Source organism: Flavobacterium sp. B330r (assembly GCF_056824325.1).
Map to the genome: position 1 here is coordinate 5374334 of NZ_CP124860.1, position 19295 is coordinate 5393628.

The 19295-nt window shown below is 34.4% G+C and carries 13 protein-coding genes; 1 reads left to right on the forward strand and 12 read right to left on the reverse strand.

What is annotated here, in order from left to right:
- Window position 1: 1 nt before the first annotated feature.
- From QLQ95_RS23545 to QLQ95_RS23560, 4 genes are all read right to left on the reverse strand, one after another.
- Window positions 2–940 (reverse strand): alpha/beta hydrolase fold domain-containing protein, encoded by a 939-nt coding sequence (locus QLQ95_RS23545; protein ID WP_482501948.1) that lies wholly within the window; start codon window positions 938–940, stop codon window positions 2–4.
- A gap of 100 nt (window positions 941–1040) precedes the next feature.
- Window positions 1041–2714 carry a RagB/SusD family nutrient uptake outer membrane protein gene (locus tag QLQ95_RS23550; RefSeq protein ID WP_482501949.1) on the reverse strand — a complete coding sequence of 558 codons (1674 nt, stop codon included), beginning with the start codon at window positions 2712–2714 and terminating at the stop codon, window positions 1041–1043.
- Window positions 2715–2727: 13 nt separating this feature from the next.
- Window positions 2728–5856 (reverse strand): SusC/RagA family TonB-linked outer membrane protein, encoded by a 3129-nt coding sequence (locus QLQ95_RS23555; RefSeq protein ID WP_482501950.1) that lies wholly within the window; start codon window positions 5854–5856, stop codon window positions 2728–2730.
- Window positions 5857–5886: 30 nt separating this feature from the next.
- Window positions 5887–7326 (reverse strand): glycoside hydrolase family 28 protein, encoded by a 1440-nt coding sequence (locus QLQ95_RS23560; RefSeq protein WP_095930791.1) that lies wholly within the window; start codon window positions 7324–7326, stop codon window positions 5887–5889.
- A gap of 289 nt (window positions 7327–7615) precedes the next feature.
- Between QLQ95_RS23560 and QLQ95_RS23565 the strand changes: the two genes are divergently transcribed.
- Window positions 7616–8644 carry a LacI family DNA-binding transcriptional regulator gene (locus QLQ95_RS23565; RefSeq protein ID WP_320493733.1) on the forward strand — a complete coding sequence of 343 codons (1029 nt, stop codon included), beginning with the start codon at window positions 7616–7618 and terminating at the stop codon, window positions 8642–8644.
- Between the two features lie 325 nt (window positions 8645–8969).
- Here the strand turns inward: QLQ95_RS23565 and QLQ95_RS23570 are convergent, their stop codons facing one another.
- The 8 genes from QLQ95_RS23570 to QLQ95_RS23605 all read right to left on the reverse strand — a co-directional run bounded on the left by QLQ95_RS23570 (window position 8970) and on the right by QLQ95_RS23605 (window position 18938).
- Window positions 8970–10592, reverse strand: coding sequence for a UxaA family hydrolase (locus QLQ95_RS23570; RefSeq protein WP_095930793.1), 1623 nt, complete (start codon window positions 10590–10592; stop codon window positions 8970–8972).
- 248 nt (window positions 10593–10840) lie between these two features.
- On the reverse strand, window positions 10841–12286 hold the full coding sequence (locus tag QLQ95_RS23575; RefSeq protein WP_428238021.1) for a tagaturonate reductase: 1446 nt from the start codon (window positions 12284–12286) through the stop codon (window positions 10841–10843).
- 220 nt (window positions 12287–12506) lie between these two features.
- On the reverse strand, window positions 12507–13175 hold the full coding sequence (locus tag QLQ95_RS23580) for a bifunctional 4-hydroxy-2-oxoglutarate aldolase/2-dehydro-3-deoxy-phosphogluconate aldolase (protein ID WP_428238022.1): 669 nt from the start codon (window positions 13173–13175) through the stop codon (window positions 12507–12509).
- Window positions 13176–13188: 13 nt separating this feature from the next.
- Window positions 13189–14211, reverse strand: a complete 1023-nt coding sequence (locus QLQ95_RS23585; RefSeq protein WP_427874289.1) for a PfkB family carbohydrate kinase — start codon at window positions 14209–14211, stop codon at window positions 13189–13191.
- A 98-nt stretch (window positions 14212–14309) separates the two neighbouring features.
- The gene (gene uxaC / locus QLQ95_RS23590; protein WP_428238525.1) at window positions 14310–15710 is read right to left on the reverse strand and encodes a glucuronate isomerase; all 1401 of its coding nucleotides are present in this window, start codon (window positions 15708–15710) and stop codon (window positions 14310–14312) included.
- A gap of 24 nt (window positions 15711–15734) precedes the next feature.
- Window positions 15735–16526, reverse strand: a complete 792-nt coding sequence (locus tag QLQ95_RS23595; protein WP_095930797.1) for a gluconate 5-dehydrogenase — start codon at window positions 16524–16526, stop codon at window positions 15735–15737.
- Between the two features lie 4 nt (window positions 16527–16530).
- Window positions 16531–17370, reverse strand: coding sequence for a 5-dehydro-4-deoxy-D-glucuronate isomerase (gene kduI / locus QLQ95_RS23600; RefSeq protein ID WP_095930798.1), 840 nt, complete (start codon window positions 17368–17370; stop codon window positions 16531–16533).
- A gap of 98 nt (window positions 17371–17468) precedes the next feature.
- Entirely contained in the window at window positions 17469–18938 is a 1470-nt protein-coding gene (locus tag QLQ95_RS23605) for an MFS transporter (RefSeq protein WP_095930799.1), read from the reverse strand.
- Between the last annotated feature and the right edge of the window lie 357 nt (window positions 18939–19295).

The following is a 19295-nucleotide window of genomic DNA, read 5'->3' on the forward strand; positions in this document are numbered from 1 at the left end:
ATTATTTAAAAATTTTATCTAAAAATCGTACGCTGTACGTGATTGTTTGTGTAAACCAAGGATCATAAAACCAAAATGAATGTGGCGAATCTGGAATAGTCTGCACTTCATTATAGATTTTATATTTATCCAAAATCTTAATCATATCATCTCTTCCGGCATGAAATCTCGGAATACTGCTGCAGATGTATAATACGGGTGGCGTATTTTTGTCTGTATGACTTAGTGCAGAAGCATTTTTCCAATTTTCTGGTATCTCATCTGATTTTCCTCCTAGCCAAAATGCTGCCATATCTCCTTCTGATGATTCTGGATGCTTGAATGCCAAAACTCCATCAACATCTATTATAGCGTGGACTTTTGAAGAAGAATGGCTTTTGAAATTTTTATCTTCAAAAAGCGGATAATTATTTGTTGTACCAATCAAAGCTGCCATTTGCCCTCCCGAAGAACAGCCTAAAACCGCAATTTTGTTTGGATCTACATTAAATTTCGCCGCATTGTCCTTAATAAATTTTATCGCATTCTTGACATCAATAACACCATCAGGATATTTTGCTTCTAATGATAATCTGTATTCGATTGCAAAACAAGAATAGCCTTTTGCTGCAATTTCTTTTCCTAAAAACTGCATCTGGCTTTTGTTTCCCGATCTCCAACCTCCGCCGTGAATTAGAATAACTGCCGGATTTTTTTTCTTTTTTGTGTTTATAAAAGCATCAAAATGCAAAACACGATCTTGCTCTTTATTGTAAACCTGATTGAACATTTCTTTGACATCTGGATTTGCTTTTATTTCTGGAATTGTAATAAACGGATGCTTCTTAATTAATTTAGCATAAGTGCTTTTTATAGTATACGACGTATCTACCTGGTACTGCTGACTTTGCATTACAAGGACATTAAAAAACAACACTAAGATTAATTTAATTTTTTGCATTTTTAATCTTTACTTTTTAGTTAAGAAAGGAGTTCGACCAATAGTCAAACCCCTTTTTAACTACTTCAAAAAACATAGTTCTCAAAAAACTAACAAATTACTAATAACCAGGATTTTGAGGAAAATCTTTATTCTGATTCAAATCTAAAGCTGATTGTGGAATTGGTCTTAAAATTTTAAGTTTTCCGTCTATACCAACAAAATTTGCTTCTTTAATTTTATAATTATGAGCTGAAGCTCTTGCAACTAAAGTTCCTGTACGTTTTAAGTCGAACCAGCGTTTGTATTCTCCTAATAGTTCGCGCCCTCTTTCGTCTAAGATATAGTCGATATTAAATTGAGCTGCAGTTGCATTGGCAACACCTGCTCTTCTTCTTACTTCATTTAAACGAGCTAATCCTGTTCCTGGGTTTCCTGCTTTTAAATAAGCTTCTGCTGCAACTAAGTACGTTTCTCCAAGTCTAGAAACAATAATATCTCTTGTACTTACAGGCCCGGTGCTTGATGGAGTTGTTGGATCTGGATCGTCAAATTTCTTAACTGGAATAGTATAACAATCTAAGTTTTTAATTAGCGTATGAGCTGCAGAATATTCTCCCCAAGGGTGGTAAACAAATGTCGAAGCTAATCTAGAAGCATTCGTTGTCATGTATGCCGTTTTATCTGCCGCTGTAAACCATTTTGGTTCGTAAAAATGTCTTATTTTTAAAGAAGATGGATTTGAACTTCTGTAGTACGGATAATATAAAATAGTTTTTGTAACTCCGTTTGTCGTTTCCGGTCCTTCTAAAATTTCGGTCATGAAAGTAGCATTCCATCTTGCATCCCCTTTTTCATATAAGCCTAAAGCATAATCGGTAGGACATAAATTGTAACTTCTTAATGGAGCTCCCGTTTCTGCTCCTCCTAAATAAGAACTGAAATAGTAAAACTGATTGTTACCCAATTTTGTTGGATCTGTACTTGTAGAGGCTTTATCATATTGTACAGAAAAAATAGTTTCTGCATTTAAATCATTTCCTGGTTTAAATAGCTGGTCGAATGCAATTGCCAAAGTCTGGCCTGCAATTGCTGCATCGGCGTAAGCTGCTGCTTTAGAAAAATCATCAGCTTTCGCAAAAGTTTCATATCCTCTTGTTAAATACACTTTTGCCAACAAATCGTTTACTGCTCTTTTATTTACTCTTCCTGTAGTACCATAAGCCGTAGTTCCAACATTCGCTAAAGCAAAATCTAAATCTGCAATAATTTGTGTATATACTTCTTCGGCAGTATTTCTTGTAAAAGATAAAACTGGAGTGGTAATATTATCCAAAACAATTGGCACACCGCCATAAGTCTGCACTAATAAGAAATAAGCATTGGCTCTTAAATAACGTGCTTCACCAACAAGTGTATTTAAATTTGGTGTTTGTTCTGTAATTGCAGAATAATATACAGTCTTATTTACCGCTTGAATCTGCTGATAACAAGAAGTATATAAATCGGCTACGTTGTCTGACGAAGGAATTAAAAGTGTATACTGGCTTAATCCTGCTGGTTCTGGAGTTCTTCCTTCAGCATACATATCGGTTCCTGCTTCAAAAAGCCATGGGTTTCCGCCATAAATTCCTTTCAGCCAAGCATAATTTGTGTTAACCAATAACTGAAATCCTGATGCTGTTTTATATGTTGCGTCTGCCGGTACAAATGAGCGGCTATCTTCTTCAATATAATCACTGCAAGAACTTACAGCTGCAGCGATTATTCCTATCATTACTAATATTTTTTTCATTTGAATATCTTTATTAAAATTTAACACTTAATCCTAATTGTGTAGTTACTGCCGCTGGACGGTTTACCCCAAAAGGAGAAGCTGCCCATTCTGGATCGTAACCATCAAAATCTGTAAACACAAATGGATCTAGAACATTCACATAAATTCTGAAATTAGAAATTTTTAGTTTTTTCAATAATTCAGAATCTAAAGTGTAACCTAAAGATATATTTTTGATTTTCACGTAAGAAACATCTCTATAATACCCAAAAAGAGAAGACCAATAGGCTCCTGCACCTGTTGCAACAGGTCCTGGTCTTGGGTTTGTAGTATTTGCATTAGCCTCGATTCCTGTACCATTTGTTGGAATAAAGTAATCCATTGCTATTTTTTGACGTCCTCTATCGCTTACATCAGCAAAGTTTTGGTGGAAAGTACTTAAAACAGTTTGCCCTTGGCTTGTTAAGACAGAAAAATTAAAATCAAATTGTCCGACAACTAATTTAGAATATAAACTTCCTTGCCATTCTGGATTTGGATTTCCAATTACTGTTCTATCATCTTGATTAAATTTACCATCTCCGTTTAAATCTTTTGGTCTTGCCTGTCCAGGAGCCATTCCGTAAGAGGCTGCCTGAGCCGCTTCGCTTTCTTGCCAAACTCCATCATAAACATAATTGTAATTTGGGTTTAATGGCGCACCAAGTATTAATTTGTTTCCAATATCACTTACTTTGTCCTGATTGTAAATTGACTCTAATTTATTTACGTTTTTAGTAAAAGTAAAAGTCGTTTCCCAAGTTACTTTTCCAGACTTAATGTTTTTTGTAGTCAATAAAGCTTCTATACCTTTATTGCTAACAGATCCAACATTTGCAAACGTATTTTTCCAACCTGTCTCAGCTGGCAATTGCTGTTTGTAAATCAAATTATCTGATAATCTGTCGTATACATCTACACTACCAGTAATTCTATTTTTTAAGAATCCAAAATCAAGACCCAAGTTGTATTCTCTTGTTTTCTCCCAAGTTAGATTTGGATTTGCTAAGTTTTCTGACTGCCATCCGGGAATAACATTTGAACCTTGTGCATAGAATGTCTGTTGGTTTAAAAGTGCTTGAGATGTATAAGGAGCTACGTTATCATTTCCTGTGTAACCAATACTAGCACGTAATTTTAAATCTGAAACAACTGAGCTATTTGCTAAAAATGATTCTTTACTAAGTTTCCATCCTAAGGCTAATGATGGGAAACTTTCCCATTTGTTACCTTCAGATAAAACAGACGAACCATCCCATCTTGTAGAAGCGGTAATCAAATATTTGTCTTTAAATGCATAGTTTAAACGTACTGCATAAGAGTTTAAGGTGTTTTTCGCAAAAGCCGATTTTATTACATAACTCGTTTGCGCACCAGAACCCATATTATCTGTTCCAACATCAAAAGGCTGACTATTAGAATACATATAAGAGTTTTCGTCTGTATTTGAATACAAACTCTGCAATAATAAAACACTTACATCGTGAACTTCATTGAATGTATGTTTCAAATCGATTTGATTATCCCAAGTGTAATTGAAGTTGTTTATGTTTTCTAAAGTTGCTGAGTTTTTTCCGTTTAAAGTTACCCCTGCATTTGTTTGTGCTGTGTAAGCTTTAGAATTTTGGGTGTCCATAATTCCCGCAGCAAATGTCGTTTTAAACGAAAGCCATTTTAGTGGCTGATATTGGAAATACGCATTCCCTACAGTTTGCCATGTTTTTTCTGTTTGAGAAGAATTTGCAATCTCCATTAATGGATTAACTGTTGAAGTTTTATTGATAGCCCAAGCACCATTAGGATAAGTTAATTTACCTGGTAGAAAAAACAAAGTTCCAACCTGCTCATTTCCGTTTGCATCAATTGCCCAAGGAGACATTAACGGACTTAATCTGAATGCGTCTTGCATTGCCAAATCACTTCCTAATTGATTGTCTAATCTTGCAATTGTAACGTTTACTCCTGTAGAAAATTTATCATTTATTTTATGATTCAATCCTAATTTAAAAGAGTATTTATCTGTCGCATCATTTTCAATAAGACCGCGATCACTCTGGATTCCGAATCCTAAGTTATAGCTTAAACCAGAATCTGAACGTCCAGAAATATTTAAATAATTATTCTCTGTCATTCCCGATTTAAGTACAGCATCATACCAGTCAAAATTGTAACCGCTATTGGCACGAGAAACCAATAAAGGACTCTGATTTCCAGCCAAAGTAGCCAATTGTGCCGGCGTTTGGGTAAGAGGCGTTGCACTCATATAAGCAACTTGGTGAAATTTCCACCACTCTTCTCCAGACATCATTTTTGGCAATCTAGTCGCAATTTTATTTCCGTAAGAAGTATCAAAAGTTACACTAATTCCAGCTTTTGCGCTAGTTCCGCTTTTTGTTGTAACAATGATAACCCCGTTTGATCCTCTAGAACCATAAATTGCAGCAGAAGAAGCATCTTTTAAAACATCCATTCTGGCAATATCCTGTGGATTTAAGAAATCGATTCCATCCATTGGCACACCATCTACAACATATAAAGGCGAAGAACCAACCACACTTGGATTATTTGAATCTGCAATTAGGGAATTATTTCCTCTAATTACTACTTTAAATCCATCTCCTGCACGTCCTGATGAAGATGAAATCTGCACCCCAGGCGTACTACCTTGAATTGCCTCCAAAGGATTAATTGTATTTCTTTCTGTGATAGTAGCAGCACTAATGGTACTAACAGAACCTGTAAGATCTGTCTTTTTTACAGATCCGTATCCTACAACCACAACTTCTGTTAATGCGTTTGATTGTTCTGCTAAACTTACATTGATTTTAGTTTTTCCAGCAACACTTACCTCCTGTGTCTGAAATCCTAAATAGCTAATTATTAAGGTAGCTTTACTGTTTGATACATTAATTTTGAAACTTCCTTCAAAATCTGTCGAAGTTCCGTTTTTAGTTCCCTTTTCATTAATGTTTACCCCTGGCAGCGACATACCTGTAGCGTCGGTAATCTTCCCTTCAATTGTTGTTGACTGTGCATAAATAGAACTGCACAGCAAAAAATTCAGGAAAAAGAAAAATACAAAGTACTTATCTTTTTTCTCAGATAATTGTTTAATACTCATGTGGTTTAAAGTTTGGTTAATTGATAGTGTTTAATTGTTGATAGATTCTACTTTTTTCTCATTGATATAGGTATTTATAAAATTTATGTTTTTTACGTTTTTTAGTAAATAGACAGAATCTACTTTCTGGATTTTTACATTTTTTAGTGTAATATTCTCCACTGGAGATGCTGCATAACCTTCTGCCCAAACGCTGTATTTTCCACCGTTTTTTACAGTTACATTCTCTAAGCTTACATTTCTGATTACTGGAATAAAGTTTCCTGTCTGAGATCCGTATACATTGTAAAACATGTTTAGTTTCAAAACACATTCTTTTACAGTTCCCACTTCTAGATTTCGCACATATATATTTTCAATGACTCCACCTCTTTTTGAATTGGTTTTGATACGAATGGCTCGATCCAAATTCGGACTATCCATGACACAGTTTTCGACAAAAACATTATTCACTCCTGCCGAAATTTCGCTTCCAATTACAACACCACCGTGGCCATCGACCATTTTGCAGTTTTGTACAATGATATTTTTACTTGGTATTGCCACTCTTCTTCCGTCTCCGTCACGTCCTGCTTTAATTGCGATACAATCATCGCCCGTATTAAAAGTGCAGTTTCTGATTAAAATATTCTGGGAATATTCTGGATCGCAACCATCATTATTGGGACCATGGCTATTAACCGTTACGCCGTCAATAATCATGTTGTTTGTTTTTATAGGGTGTAAAATCCAAAAAGGAGAATTAATAATTTTCACATCTTTTATTAAAGCCGTATTACACTCGAAAAACTCAATAAAGTTGGGTCTTAAATAACGTCCCTCACCAAAAATTCTTTCTGATACCGGAATTCCTTTTTCTGCCATATCAACCAAAACTTCACGATTTGTCGGATCATTTTGAGAAGGAATACCTTTTTTCCACCCATAACCTTTTCCGCCAGACCAAATCCACCAATTGGTGCTGTCTGCCTGACCGTTTAAAGTTCCTTTTCCTGTAACTGCAATATTGGTTTTGTTTTTTGCATATATAAGAGGAGAATAATTCATTAATTCTGTTCCTTCCCAAGAAGTATGAACAATAGGATAATCTTTTGGATTTAAACTGAAAAGAATCTCAGCATGATCATCTAAATGCAGATTAACATTATTTTCTAAATGAATGGCTCCTGTTAAGTATTTTCCGTTTGGAACCAAAACTTTTCCTCCACCATTTTTTGAACACTCTTGTATTGCTTTTTGGAAAGCCAAAGTGTTTAACGTTTTTCCATCTGCAATAGCACCAAAATCATTTATGTTGTATACTTTATCTGAGAAATGGGTTTGTGGAATGCTTTTTATAACCAAATCCATTCTTTTCCATGGATTATCTGAAGAAACTGACGAAGAGTGTCTTGCACATGATGCTATTAACAGCCCTAAAGCAGCTAAAAAAAGAATCTTTTTAAACGTGATCATCTTATTTGTAATCATTTGCACAGATTTTTCTTATTGGAATATCAAAAACATCAAGTTTTATGTAATCGATTACACGAAAGTAGAAAAATTGTTCTAAGACACCAAATTAATTTAGAAAAAAATTATATATTTAATTTTTATTACAAAAATTAATTACATTTAATGCAAAAAATTAGATAATTTATTATCATTGTAGAATCTAAAACGTTTGAGTTTTTCAATACGGTAATCGATAACAATTTTTATTACATAATGAAAAAAAATGTACTTTTGTCTAAAAATAATCTGAAAAACTTTTTTTTGAATGAGTGAAAAAGTAACTATTTACGATATTGCTGAAAAATTAAACATCACAGCTGCAACAGTTTCCAGAGCGTTAAACAATAATCCTAAAATAAAGGAAGCAACGCGAGAGCTGGTAATCAAAACTGCTGCTGCGATGAACTATAAGCAAAACAAACTTGCGCTAGCTTTGAAAAGCGGTAGAAGTAATAATATCGGAGTTATTGTTCCGCGTATTGATAGCAATTTTTTCGCGTCTGTAATTCGAGGAATCGAAGAAGAACTTTATCCTCACGGCTATCAGGTTATTATTTGTCAGACGCATGAAAGCATTAAAAGAGAAAACGAAAATCTCCATACATTAGTAGATGCACAAGTAGACGGAATTATGATGTCAGTTACGGGTATTTCAGATGAAAATGACAGCGCTTTCAGAAACGTATTAGAAAAAAATGTACCGCTAATATTTTTTGATAGAAGCAAACACATTGATGGCGTAAGTTCTGTTACTATTAATGACTTTAAAGGCGGTTATTTAGCAACTAAACATTTAATAGATGAAGGTTGTAGAAATATTGCGCATTTCTCTGGAGATCAATCGTTAGACATCTTCAAAAACAGGTTTTTAGGATATAAACAAGCTTTATTGGATAATGGACTTTCTTTTAACGAAGAGTATGTTATTTTTACTAAAAGTAGCGTAGAAGCTGGTAAAGATGCTGTCGATAAACTTTTACAGTTGCAAACGCCTCCTGATGCTATTTTTTCTTCGAGTGATTTTGCTGCTTTAGGAGCAATACAAGAGTTAAAAGAACGAAATATTAGTATACCAGATGAGTTTTGTGTTGCTGGTTTCAGTAACGAACCTTTTACTAAATTCATGGAATTATCGATTACTTCTGTAGATCAGTCACCACTGGAAATGGGAAGAATGTCTGCACGCGTTTTCTTAGAACAGGTTGACAAAACAGATACAATTAAAATAGAAAAGAAAGTTGTTCTTGCTCCAGAATTACATATTCGCAAATCTTCTACAAGAACTAATTTTTAATATTCTTTACCATATAAGTTATATAAGCTCATTTTAGAATGAGCTTTTTTTATACAAGCTTCGGAGAAGCGAAATATTTATAGATAAAAATTAGTCATCGAGAATAAAGCTCCAGAGGAGCGACATATTTTTTTGCAACCTAAATATATGTCGCTCCTCTGGAGCTTTATGTTGTAACCGGTTAATCTTTTGCTATAAATATTTCGCTTCTCCGAAGCTTTCTCAAAAAAAAAAAAAAAAAAAAGACGCACTATATTGTGCGTCTTCTATATAAACCTTTGTCACTTTGTCACTTTGTATCTCTGTACCTTTGTACCTAAAAAACTTAAAGTGACACCCCTCTTTTCCAAGGAATAAAATCGTTCTGATTTAAAATTGCAGCTTTTGTTTTAATGTTACCACTCGCAACATCAATAATAAATTCTAACATTTCATCGGCCATTTCATCAATTGATTTTTCTCCAGTGATAATTCCACCTGTATCAATATCGATAATATCAGACATTTTGTTTGCTAACTGTGTGTTTGATGAAATCTTCACAACCGGTGCAATTGGGTTTCCTGTTGGAGTTCCTAAACCTGTTGTAAACAATACCATATTAGCTCCAGAACCCACCATTGCAGTAGTACATTCTACGTCATTTCCTGGTGTACATAACAATGTAAATCCTGGTTCGTTAATATATTCTCCATAATCGAAAACACCCGTAATTGGCGATGTTCCACCTTTTTTAGCAGCACCAGCCGATTTCATAGCATCTGTAATCAAACCGTCTTTAATGTTACCTGGAGACGGATTCATATCGAATCCTGAACCTGCATCTACAACTGTTTTTTCGTACCATTGCATTAAGTCTAAGAAACGTTTTCCATCTTTATCATCTATACAACGATTTACTAATTCCTGCTCCACTCCACATAATTCAGGAAATTCAGAAAGAATTGTAGTTCCTCCCAAAGCAACTAAATGATCAGATAAAACTCCCAAAGTTGGGTTGGCAGAAATTCCAGAAAAACCATCAGATCCACCGCACTCTAAACCAATTCTTAGTTTAGATAATGGAGCTGGCTCTCTCTTAATTTCGTTTGCTTTTTTAATAGCTTCAAAAGTATCTTTTACCACACTGCTCAACATGGTTTCAATTGTCCCAATAGATTGCTGATCGTAAATTAAAACAGGTTTTTTACTGTCTGGATTGATCGCATCTAAAGCTTCTTTGAAAATTGAAATCTGAAGATTCTGGCATCCTAAACTCAATACCGTTGCTCCAGCTACGTTTGGATTGTTTACATAACCCGCCAAAAGCTTTGCTAAACTGTGCGAATCCTGACGAATTCCACCGCATCCACCTTGGTGTGTAATGAATTTTACTTCAATATTATTGAATAAATTGGCATCGTTTGAAGCTTCTTGATTCCCTGCTCCTCCCGTTTCTGATTTTACCAAAGAACGCAACAATAACTGATAATCGTTCTCTTTTGGTTTCATCAATTCTTTCTCAAAAATATCTTTTAAGATTTCGATGTTTCTGTTTTCACAAAAAACCAATGGAAAAAACAACCAAACATTTTCTGTTCCAACCTGTCCATCTTCTCTATGATAGCCCTGCCACGTTCTATCTTTCCACTTGTCCACATTTGGAGCATTCCAGCCAATAGTTTCAGTTTTACCTGTAACTTTATCGCTTTCGTGTTTTACGTTTAGAGTAGAAAGCAATCCGCCTTTTTCAATTTTAGCGCTTGCCTTTCCTACTAAAACACCATACATAATGATTCTGTCCCCTACATTAAAAGGAACCATTGCAATCTTATGTTTCATTTTTACATCAGACTCTACGGTAATTGATTGTCCTTCAAAATCAATCACTTCGCCTGCAGTAAGATCCACCAAAGCAACCGCAACATTGTCGGTTGGGTGAACTTTTATTAATTTTTTCTGCGTTGCCATAATTAACCTTTGTTCTTTGTTCTTTTTATTTTTCTCTTATTTTCAACCCGTTGAGCAAAATTACTTTCTTCTAAATTTTACTCATGAGCTTAGATTTAAATCTGTGTAAATTTGCTTTGATCTGTATAAATCTGCGTGAAAATCAATACGCAAAAAAATTTCACGCAGATTTAAAAGATTTTAGCAGATCAAATTAGATTTTTATTTATTGAATCAAAATATTTCTTAGCCCAATCCCAAAAATGGATTTATTTTATTCTTTCTTGAAACTTAGCAAAACCAGTTTTAATTCCGTTTGAATCTATTTCTTCTAAAGCAATTGTAATTGCTTTTGTCAATCCAGGAATTTCAGTTAAATCTTCATCCCAGAAACCTTTATTTTGTAATGTTAAACGAGCGATTTTTTCATAGTCATCAGACTTCCAAAGGCCATCAAAAAACAAAACAATATCTTCACCATCTTTAACCGGTAAACTTTGACCATTCCAAGTTCCTTTGTAGAAACGAATTAAACTCGCTAATGAAAAAGTCAAATTAACAGGCAATTTTTTGTTTGCCTTATAATATCCTAATAAACTAGGCAAAACTCTTACTTTGAATTTCGATACAGAATTTAGTGCAATATCAGCAAGTGCATGTTTGATAAATGGATTTTTAAATCGGTCCATTACTTCCTCAGAATAGGCCGTAATTTCATTTTTGTCCATATCAAGAGTTTCACTAATTTCACTAATAACGCTATTTACAAATTTTCCGGTAAAATCTCCGTTAACAGTTTCCATTACTAATTTATTGCCATGCAAAAGTGAAAAAGGAACCATTGCCGTATGCGCACCGTTTAAAATACGAACTTTAATCATTTTAAAAGGACGTATATCATCAACGATTTTTACATTCAAATCTGTTTTATGAAAAGGCAATTTTGCTTTTAGATCCTCTCCACCTTCAATAGCCCAAAGGAAAAAAGGTTCAGCCGCAACAATTAAATTGTCCTCATAATCTAATTTATTATTGTATTCTTCAATTTCAGCTCTTGGATATCCAGGAACAATTCTGTCAACCAAAGTACTATGATAAGTACAAGCATCTGATACCCAAGTTTTAAATGCATCCTCTAATTTCCATAAATCAACATATTGTAAAATATATTTTTTAAGCGTCTCAGAGTTATAATCAATTAATTCACAAGGAATTATTGTAACTCCTTTAGAAGCATCTCCATTAAAATGTTTAAATCTTTCATATAATAAAACCGTCAATTTTGCAGGAAATGACACTGGCGGCTGCATGTCTGGAGTATCACTTTCAATAAATTCAATTCCAGCTTCTGTAGTATTAGAAACAATAAACTGAAGTTCTTCTTCTTTGGCTAAAGCCAAATAATTTGCAAATTCAGTATATGGGTTTATAGTTTTTACAATATTATTAATCAACACAATATCTTGTATCTTTTCGCCTTTTTTGATTCCGTTCATAAACAAGGTATAAAGACCGTCCTGAGCATTAATCATATTTACCATACCGTCTTTTAAAGGCTGAACTACTGCAATACCGGCATTAAAATCAACTTCTTTATTTAGTTTGTCAAAAGCATAATCAACAAAGGCTCTTAAAAAGTTACCTTCTCCAAACTGAACCACTTTGATTGGCTGTAACTTTTCTAATCCTGTATTTATTCTATTTAATTTTTTCATTTTAAATTTTCTTTAATGCGTTATAAATAACCATTTATAAACCTTATTTCTTCATTTCTGCCTTTAAAATTGCAAAAGAAGCATCACACTCGATTGAGTAAAATAAAATCTGCTGTGAGGAATGGCGGACTCCATTTTTCAAGCGTAATGCTCTATTACAATCTCTAAAAATCTAAAAAAAACTTATAAAATAAGGAGTTAGGCATGATTACCCCTTAATCTATTTTCTAATATCTTTTATAATGTCAAGAACCTGTTTCACTTTTGCAGTTAGTCCGTCGAAGTCTTTGTTATCCAAAATATCTTTTGAAATTAATTGCGAACCTAAACCAACACAAGTTGCACCGGCATTCAACCATGAACTTAAACTTTCTACCGTTGGATAAACACCTCCTGTTGGCATAATGTTTGTCCACGGACATGGGCCTTTGATCGCTTTAATAAACTCTGGACCGTAAGTATCAGCCGGGAATAATTTTACGATTTCACAGCCTAATTCTTCTGCTCTAGCAATTTCTGTCAAAGTACCGCAGCCTGGTGACCAAAGCACTTTTCTGCGATTACAAGCTATAGCTATATCTTCTCTAAAAACTGGTGTTACAATAAAATTTGCTCCTAAACTCATGTATAATGAAGCCGAAGCTGCATCTGTAATAGAACCAACTCCTAGAATCATTCCTGGTAGTTCAGCCAAAGCATATTTATTTAAAGCTCCGAAAACTTCGTGAGCAAAATCACCTCGGCTTGTAAATTCCATTAATCTGGAACCTCCTTCATAACAAGCTTTTAAAACTTTCTTACTCAACTCAATATCAGAATGAAAAAACAACGGAACCATACCATTCTCTTTCATTGTCTGAGCTACTTCAATTCTTGAATATTTTGCCATTTTTATTTTAAAATTATCTTGATACTAATGCAGAACCATCACCATCAATCATATTTTCAACTTCTTTTAAGGTAACCAAGTTGTAATCTCCTGCAATTGTATGTTTTAAACAACAAGCTGCAACTGCAAAATCTAATGCTCTTTGGTTATTATTTTGATATTCTAATAAACCATAAATTAATCCGCCCATGAAAGCATCTCCACTTCCTACGCGGTCAACAACTGGTGTAACTTCTTTTACTTTTGCACTGTAAATTGATTTTCCATCAAATAAAATTCCGCCAATTCTTTGGTGCGAAGCACTTACAGAATAACGTAGTGTTGTCGCTGCAATCTGTAGATTCGGAATCAATTCAAACAATTTATCATATACTGCTGGAAGTGATTTTTCGTCCTGATAATTCGGATTTACTTTCGGGATTCCCAACATGAAATAAGCCGTATCAATATCACCTAAAATCACATTGCTGTATTTTAGCATTTCTGGCATAACTTCACTCGGAGTTTTTCCGTATTGCCAAAGTTTTGATCTATAGTTTAAATCGCATGAAATTTTAATTCCTTTTTTATGAGCGACTTTAATCGCTTCTAAACAAGCTTCTGCTGCACTTTCTGAAATCGCTGGTGTAATACCGCTCCAATGAAACCATTCAGCTCCTTCCAACACTTTTTCCCAATCCACCTGTCCTTTTTGGATAGTCGACATGGCACTGTGAGCACGATCGTAAACGACATTACTTCCGCGAGTTCCTGCTCCAGTTTCTAAGAAATAGATTCCTAAACGCTCTCCTCCGTAAACAATGTTTTTAGATTCGACATTCATTTTTCTGATTTCTTTTAATGCAGAAAAACCAATTTCATTTTCAGGCAGTCTGGTAACAAATTCAGCATTTACACCATAATTAGCCAACGAAACACATACATTGAATTCTCCGCCACCATACGTAGCACCAAATGCTGTAGATTGCGAAAAACGCAAATGTCTTTCTGTCGATAAACGCAGCATGATTTCTCCAAATGCAACTACTCTACTCATACTATATTTTTTTTGCCACAGATTTCAAAGATTATAAGGATTAAGAAAACTTAGCGAGCCTTGCGTAAATCTTTGCGAACCTTGCGGTTAGACTTTATTTAAAACTTAAAATATTCTTTAGCATTGTTGTATGAAATATCAGAAACTAATTTTCCAATCCATTCCATATCATTTGGAAGCTCTCCTCTTTTGATTTCGTCTCCCAAAAGGTTACACAAGATACGTCTGAAATATTCGTGTCTTGGGAACGATAAGAAACTTCTTGAATCTGTAAGCATTCCAACAAAACAGCTAATTAAGCCCATGTTTGAAAGTGCGTTCAATTGTTTTGTCATTCCATCTTTCTGATCTAAAAACCACCATCCAGAACCAAATTGTACTTTTCCGCGAACGCTTCCGTCGTTAAAGTTTCCAATCATCGTTGCCATAACTTCGTTATCAGCAGGATTCAGGTTATAAATAATCGTTTTAGTCAATTTATCTTTACTGTCTAAAGCGTTTAAGAAAGCTGATAATTTTTGCGCTTGCGGATAATCTCCAATAGAATCCCATCCTGTATCTGGACCCAAAATTCTATGCATACGTGCGTTATTGTTACGCAACGCTCCTAAGTGAAATTGTTGCACCCATCCAAACTCATGATAAGTTTCTGATAAGAAAACCAAAATAGCACTATGGAATTTCAAAACTTCTTCTGGAGACAATTGGCCATTTTCTCTTTTCTTTTTGAAAATAGCATTTACTTCACTTTCCGTAAAATTCTCAAAATCAATTTGATTCAATCCGTGATCGCTCAATTTACATCCGTTTGCATTAAAGAATTCAATTCTTTTTCTTAATGCAGAAAGTAAATCAGCATAAGTGTTAATTGCAACTCCGGACACATCCCCTAATGTGTCCAGATATGCATTATATCCATCATTAGCAATTAAGATGGCTTTATCAGGTCTGAAAGCCGTACTCATCTTGATTCCAGTTGAATTGTTGGCGAATTTTTGGTGAAATTCTAACGAATCAATTGGATCTTCTGTTGTACAAACTAATTCAGCATTTACTTTTTTAAGAAGGTTTTGTGTGCTGTAAGCTTGAGAATTTATTTTTTCTGAAGTTTCGATATAGATTTTCTCAGCCGATTTCTCATTCAACAAATCATAAATATCAAAATAACGAGCCAATTCTAAATGTGTCCAGTGATACAATGGGTTACGCATAGTATACGGAACCGTTTTTCCCCAGTTTAAGAACTTATCTTTATCAGATCCATTTCCAGTTACAAACTGCTCGTTGATTCCCAATGTACGCATTGCACGCCATTTGTAGTGGTCACCGTTAATCCAAACTTGCGTGATATTATCAAAGATTTTATCTTCAGCAATAAACTGTGGATTTAAGTGATTATGATAGTCAATAATAGGCTGATTTTTAGAGTAATTGTGGTACAACTCTTCAGCATATTTATTTTCTAATAAAAAATTATCGTGTATGAATTTCTGGCTCATGTCTTTTAAAATATAATTTGAAAATTATTCTTCGTTTGAAGGTTTTCCGATTGTTGCAAGGATTCCTCCATCAACATATAAAATGTGACCGTTTACAAAATCACTCGCTTTTGATGATAAAAATATCGCTGCTCCAGCCAAGTCGCTTGGATCTCCCCATTTAGCTGCCGGCGTTCTGCTAATGATAAAATCATTAAAAGGGTGTCCGTCAACTCTAATCGGTTTTGTTTGTTCTGTAGCAAAATATCCAGGACCAATTCCGTTGATTTGAACATTGTACTTAGCCCATTCTGTTGCCATGTTTTTAGTTAGCATTTTCAAGCCTCCTTTTGCAGCAGCGTAAGCAGAAACGGTATTTCTACCCAACTCGCTCATCATAGAACAAATGTTGATGATTTTCCCTTGTCTTCTTTCAATCATTCCTTTTGCAACATGTTTAGAAACGATAAACGGACTTACAAGATCAATATCTACCACTTCTCTGAAATCTGATACTTCCATATCCAATAGCGGAATTCTTTTAATAATTCCTGCATTATTGATTAAAATATCGATTGGTCCAACTTCGCTTTCAATTTTCGCAACAGCTGCTTTAACTTCTTGCTCTTCGGTTACATTAAATTTGTAACCCACTGCATTGATACCTTCACTTTTTAATTCTGCTACAGCATTGTCAATTTTTTCTTGAGAAGAATTTCCATTAACCACAATTGTTGCTCCTGCTTCACCTAATCCTTTTGCCATTGCCATTCCCAGTCCGTGTGTACTTCCCGTGATCAAGGCAACTTTTCCTTTTATATCAAATAAATTTGTCATTCTCTTATCTTAAATCAGTGATTTTACAAACATCCATATCTCCGTAATCTAAGTTCTCACCAGCCATTCCCCAGATAAAAGTGTAATTACTAGTTCCTGAACCTGAGTGAATAGACCAAGGCGGAGAAATTACTGCCTGATGATTGTTCATCCAGATATGTCTTGTTTCCTGTGGCTGTCCCATAAAGTGACAAACGGCTTGATTTTCTGGAATATCCAAATAGAAATAAACCTCCATTCTACGATCATGAACGTGTGCTGGCATTGTATTCCAAACACTTCCTGGTTTCAATTCTGTCATTCCCATTTGCAATTGGCAAGTGGTTACCACGCTTCCAATAATCATTTGGTTTACGGTACGGTGATTTGCCGTTTCCATTGTTCCTAATTGCAGTTTATTAGCTTCAGCTAAACTTACTTTCTTAGTAGGATAAATGGTATGTGCCGGCGCAGAGTTTAAATAGAATTTAGCAGGATTATTTTTGTCATCACTTTTAAAAACCACCTCTTTATTTCCAGCTCCGATGTACAAAGCATCTTTAAAACCTAACTCATAAGTTGTTCCTTCTACCACAACCGAACCGCTTCCTCCAACATTGATGATTCCTAATTCTCTTCTTTCTAAAAAATAAGGAGCTTTAAGCGGATCAATAGTTTCTAAAGCTAAATCGCCTTTTACAGGAACTGCAGAACCTGCAATGTATCTGTCGTAGTGTGAATAAACCAATACAACTTCATCTTCCTGCATTAAGTCATCAATTAAGAATTCTTCTCTCAATTGCTGTGTATCATACTTTTTTACTGCTTCAGGGCTTGACGCGTATCTTGAACTATATTTTGTCATAATTTTAATTTAATGTAATCGATTGCACAAAATTATATTTTTATATTTAAATAGCATAATTGAAACGAAAAAAATATTTCAATTCTGTTCATTTTTCTTTATAAATTAGTGATTGGGCTATATTTAGGAACCAATGATTTCATTACAATCCAACCCGTTAAGTAGCAAACAGCACAAATGGAGAAAATGATGAAATATCCAGCCTCAATCCCTTTGAATCCCATAAAGGCCATATTGGTATCTTTTGCATAATCAAATAATACTCCAGATCCTTTATTAATTAATGTTGAGCCCACACCACCTGCTAAACCTCCAATTCCGGTAATGGTTGCAATGGCTTTTTTAGGAAACATATCTCCTACTGTTGTAAAAATATTTGCCGACCAAGATTGGTGAGCCGCACCTGCAATTCCGATGATAATTACCGGAACCCAGTAACTAATATATCCTAATGGCTGTGCGATTAAAGCTAACAATGGAAAAAATGCAAAAATTAGCATCGCTCTCATTCTTCCTTCGTACGGATTCATTCCTTTTTTCTCTACGAAATAAGTTGGAAGCCAACCTCCAATAATAGACAATAATGTAATCATGTAAAGCACAAATAATGGTAATGCAGCTTCTGTAGAATCCATTCCGTAAACAGAACTTAAATACGCTGGTGTCCAGAACAAGAAGAACCACCAAACACCGTCTGTCATGAATTTACCAAATGCAAAAGCCCACGTTTGTTTGTATTTAAAACATTCCATTAAAGAAACTTTTGAAGTCGTTTCTGGTACATAACCAACTAATTTACTGTCGGCAATGTCATCTTGCTGAATATAAGCCAATTCTTCTGGCGTAACTTTAGTATGTTTCTCAGGTTTATCGTACATAAACATCCAGAATCCCATCCAAACAAATCCTAAAGCTCCAATGATAATGAAAGACATTTCCCAACCGAAAGATTTTGCAATAAACGGAATTGTAATGGGCGCCGCCAAAGCTCCAACTGTTGCCCCAGCATTGAAAATACTAGTTGCAAAAGCTCTATCTTTTTTAGGAAAATATTCTGCTGTTGTTTTAATAGCCGCAGGAAAGTTACCTGCTTCTCCAACTGCTAAAACGAAACGAGCAAAAATAAATAAAGCCACACTTACATTGATTACCAATGCTGTATCGCTTATTGTGCTGATTATTTCTTTTGAACCGTGAAACCCTACAAACCATTCTCCTGTAATAATTCCTGAAGTTGCAATACCGCAAAAAGCGTGAAGACAAGCTCCTACAGACCAAATTCCGATTGCCCAAAGAAATCCTTTTTTAGTATCTAACCAATCTACAAATCTTCCTGCAAACAATAAGGATACTGCGTAAAAAATAGAAAACAAAGCGGTAATATTTCCGTAGTCGTTATTGGTCCAGTGGAATTCTGGCGCGATAAAATCGCTCCATGTTAACGAGAGTACTTGCCTATCCAAGTAATTGATGGTAGTCGCAAAAAACAGCAATGCACAAATACTCCAACGGTATTTTCCTGTAGATTTAATGCTTTGTTTTACTGCAACAGTTTCGGTTTGATTCATAGTAAGTGGGTATTATAGTTTTGTAATTTTTGGTCATCTTAAAAGACTATATTTACTGCTTTCTAAAAATATTAAAATCAATAAATTAACACCTTCAAAGAAAATTAATGTAATCGATTGCACAAATATAGTTTTTAATCTGTACAATCCAAATAATATTGTATAAAAAATTATTTTAGCTTCTAAAATAAACATAATACATAAAAAAAAGAATACAAAATTACACATTAAACAATATATTTGTTAAAAGTGAACGGGTGAAATTCATCCTTTTTAAGGGGTAAAATTGTCTTGAAATTTACAATTATGAAAGTATCTTTTTGTAAATTTCACTTCATTAAGACTATCGGTTGCAAT

What these genes read in the sequence shown, in the direction of transcription:
- QLQ95_RS23565 (WP_320493733.1), top strand. Translation starts at nt 7,616, where the DNA reads ATGAGTGAAAAAGTAACTATTTACGATATTGCTGAAAAATTAAACATC.
- QLQ95_RS23570 (WP_095930793.1), bottom strand. Translation starts at nt 10,592, where the DNA reads ATGGCAACGCAGAAAAAATTAATAAAAGTTCACCCAACCGACAATGTT.
- QLQ95_RS23560 (WP_095930791.1), bottom strand. Translation starts at nt 7,326, where the DNA reads ATGATTACAAATAAGATGATCACGTTTAAAAAGATTCTTTTTTTAGCT.
- QLQ95_RS23555 (WP_482501950.1), bottom strand. Translation starts at nt 5,856, where the DNA reads ATGAGTATTAAACAATTATCTGAGAAAAAAGATAAGTACTTTGTATTT.
- QLQ95_RS23585 (WP_427874289.1), bottom strand. Translation starts at nt 14,211, where the DNA reads ATGAGTAGAGTAGTTGCATTTGGAGAAATCATGCTGCGTTTATCGACA.
- QLQ95_RS23605 (WP_095930799.1), bottom strand. Translation starts at nt 18,938, where the DNA reads ATGAATCAAACCGAAACTGTTGCAGTAAAACAAAGCATTAAATCTACA.
- QLQ95_RS23595 (WP_095930797.1), bottom strand. Translation starts at nt 16,526, where the DNA reads ATGACAAATTTATTTGATATAAAAGGAAAAGTTGCCTTGATCACGGGA.
- QLQ95_RS23550 (WP_482501949.1), bottom strand. Translation starts at nt 2,714, where the DNA reads ATGAAAAAAATATTAGTAATGATAGGAATAATCGCTGCAGCTGTAAGT.
- QLQ95_RS23580 (WP_428238022.1), bottom strand. Translation starts at nt 13,175, where the DNA reads ATGGCAAAATATTCAAGAATTGAAGTAGCTCAGACAATGAAAGAGAAT.
- uxaC (WP_428238525.1), bottom strand. Translation starts at nt 15,710, where the DNA reads ATGAGCCAGAAATTCATACACGATAATTTTTTATTAGAAAATAAATAT.
- QLQ95_RS23575 (WP_428238021.1), bottom strand. Translation starts at nt 12,286, where the DNA reads ATGAAAAAATTAAATAGAATAAATACAGGATTAGAAAAGTTACAGCCA.
- kduI (WP_095930798.1), bottom strand. Translation starts at nt 17,370, where the DNA reads ATGACAAAATATAGTTCAAGATACGCGTCAAGCCCTGAAGCAGTAAAA.
- QLQ95_RS23545 (WP_482501948.1), bottom strand. Translation starts at nt 940, where the DNA reads ATGCAAAAAATTAAATTAATCTTAGTGTTGTTTTTTAATGTCCTTGTA.